Below are 2,391 nucleotides of genomic sequence, written 5' to 3'. Positions count from 1 at the left end.
CCAAAAACCATGATGCTTGTCGGTCGCGGAACCATGATGGTCGCTACGGCAGCAGGATTAATTTTTGCCAGCTTTAAGCTTGATATTCTCGTGATGTTAGTCTTTGTCGGTGCGTTATGGGGTGCGATTGTATTCCCAGTGATTGCCAGTGTGTTCTGGAATCGCGTGACAAACACTGCCTTTACCTCAGCCGTCATCGTCGGATTATTATTATTCTGTATCGCTCGCTTTGAGCTCATACCTATCATTGGCGTTACGGCGCTATTTTTTGAAGTATTGGCAAGCGTTGGTGCTGCTGTGGTGATTGGACTCATGGTATTTGGCTTTTTAGGTCGAAAAATGGCTGTGGCAGCTGCTGCCCTCACACTGATACTGATGCTGATATTTGCCACTGGTTTCTTACGTCAATATATGGTGCTACTTGCATCACTGACCGCTTATGGTGCCAGTACAATCGTCTGCGTCATTATCAGCCTCATGAGCAACGAGCATTTTGACTTTGACCTTATTAAACAGCGCGTTGGCGACTATGACAATAAACCTAGCATACCAGCGACAACCAACGTTCAAAACTAGATTTATATACTATCGATATTTTGATTACTGATTTTTATGATTTAATAAATTCATCATTCATTTTTAATACCTAAAATAAAGGAGTTAATATGGAAACCACGTTTTTTTATGGGCTTTATATCTTAATCTGGCCAGCAATCACGCTGGGTGTACTGATACTTATTTGCACTGCGACTTATAGAGATGTAAAAAAGGCCGTAGATAACAATAAAAGTATCGTTTAGCGACTTAATTAAGGATAGGATTTATCGTGATATGACGCTAAATACGCCTAACCTGATAAATAATCGGTCTTTATATCAAAAAGGGCTTGTAATTTAAATTATATTTGCTAATATAGGCGTCCTTGATTGGCTGGGTGGCAGAGTGGTCATGCAGCGGACTGCAACTCCGTTAACGCCGGTTCGATTCCGACCTCAGCCTCCAATTATTTAGGTTAAAAATTTATTAGGATTTATATTAATTTTAGCTTGCTTTATTAATGTAAATGCTTATAATAGCGACCACTATCTAAAAAGTAGAAAGCTTACTCATTAGATAATACAAGTTTTGCCCGGGTGGTGAAATTGGTAGACACAAGGGATTTAAAATCCCTCGCTAGTAATAGCGTGCCGGTTCAAGTCCGGCTCCGGGTACCATTACATAGTCCTATACTATCTTATAGAACAACAAAGCCCCTGATATCAGGGGCTTTGTTGTATCTGGTGTTCTATACTGTCCTGCTTTATCTATCCTAATCCATGCACTTTGAGTATACTGAGTTTGAGTGTGTTTATGGAGATCTAGGCTATAGAAAGAAAAGCAATCAGTTCAGACCGAAGCATCAGCAGCCATAAGCCTGAAGATAAGAAGTACTTTGTTGCTGTCAAAAATCATCCTAAACTCTTCTTAATGGTGCGTCCTACTGAGACTAAGTCATGGATGTATCGATACTACCCACCTTCAAATCCTAAGCAAAGCATTATCTCCATCGGTATATACCCAAGTATCTCGTATGCTCGCGCCTGTGAAGTTTGGCGTGAATATGAAGATCTGTTAAGCAAAGGTATTGACCCTAAAATAAATTGTGAAGAAATAAAGAAAAGAATTATTAGTAAAACTAATAATTATTTTCGTCACTTTGCATGGAAATATTTTGATAACTTAGATCAGACTCAGAAGAGTAATACCCTCATCCGTAAGAAAGGTCGCTTAGAGCTAATATGCTCATATATTGGTGACGAGCCTATTAGTGAAATTGACTCACCTAGAATGCTTGAGGTGCTATTAGACATTCAAGCTAATTCACTCAACAAGGATGGTAAGCCTACAGACAAGGCTGAACGCTGCGCTGGCATAGCCAGTGATGTATTTATTTATGCTGGTGCCCGAGGTTTTTGTAGCAGCAATCCTGCAGATTTAATCAAAAGCCAACTGGCTAAAGCTATGGTCATCGTCCAGCCATTACCAAGCCCAAAGATTTGGCTAAACTACTACGAGCTATTGAGAAACAAGGAATAGTATTTTCATGTCTAAGTATAGTTAAAATACCTTAAAAACGCTACGGTACTGCTAGTATAATTTTTTTGCAGCCTCTGTCTGCGTAGGCACAGCAAGCAAGAAAAATTGATATCAGCAGTACGTTATGTATCGATATTGCTTTTCCCTGACTATAGACAAACTCAATCCTCGTATTAGAACATAAGTGGTCTAATGCGAAGATTTATTTAGGGTTAAATAGCAGTGCATACATGCTACTTCTAGGAGTTATTGAAAAGGTGATCTATGAGAGAGGCACACAGAGATGTAGTCACAGCCGTATCAAAACTTAATGGC

Annotated in this window: 2 protein-coding genes, 2 tRNA genes and 1 pseudogene; all 5 read left to right on the top strand. The window is 39.4% G+C overall.

Annotation, left to right across the window (positions count from 1 at the left end; translation table 11 throughout):
* A pseudogene (locus VLN09_RS08170) lies at positions 1-576 on the top strand (sodium:proline symporter); the annotation flags it as partial.
* Between the two features lie 89 nt (positions 577-665).
* A complete protein-coding gene (locus tag VLN09_RS12295) occupies positions 666-800 on the top strand; it encodes a putative transporter small subunit (protein WP_223145227.1) in 135 nt (44 codons plus the stop codon).
* 128 nt (positions 801-928) lie between these two features.
* A tRNA-Cys gene (locus tag VLN09_RS08165) sits at positions 929-1,002 on the top strand.
* A gap of 125 nt (positions 1,003-1,127) precedes the next feature.
* Positions 1,128-1,214, top strand: a tRNA-Leu gene (locus VLN09_RS08160).
* A 151-nt stretch (positions 1,215-1,365) separates the two neighbouring features.
* Positions 1,366-2,076 (top strand): tyrosine-type recombinase/integrase, encoded by a 711-nt coding sequence (locus VLN09_RS08155; RefSeq protein WP_325245417.1) that lies wholly within the window; start codon positions 1,366-1,368, stop codon positions 2,074-2,076.
* Positions 2,077-2,391 lie beyond the last annotated feature (315 nt).

The organism is Psychrobacter sp., assembly GCF_035469765.1.
GTDB lineage: Bacteria > Pseudomonadota > Gammaproteobacteria > Pseudomonadales > Moraxellaceae > Psychrobacter.
Note: the sequence above shows the minus strand (reverse complement) of the source record. Positions and strands in the feature narration are given on the sequence as shown.

Coding starts and splice junctions, on each gene's coding strand:
- VLN09_RS12295 (WP_223145227.1), top strand. CDS start 666: ATGGAAACCACGTTTTTTTATGGGCTTTATATCTTAATCTGGCCAGCA.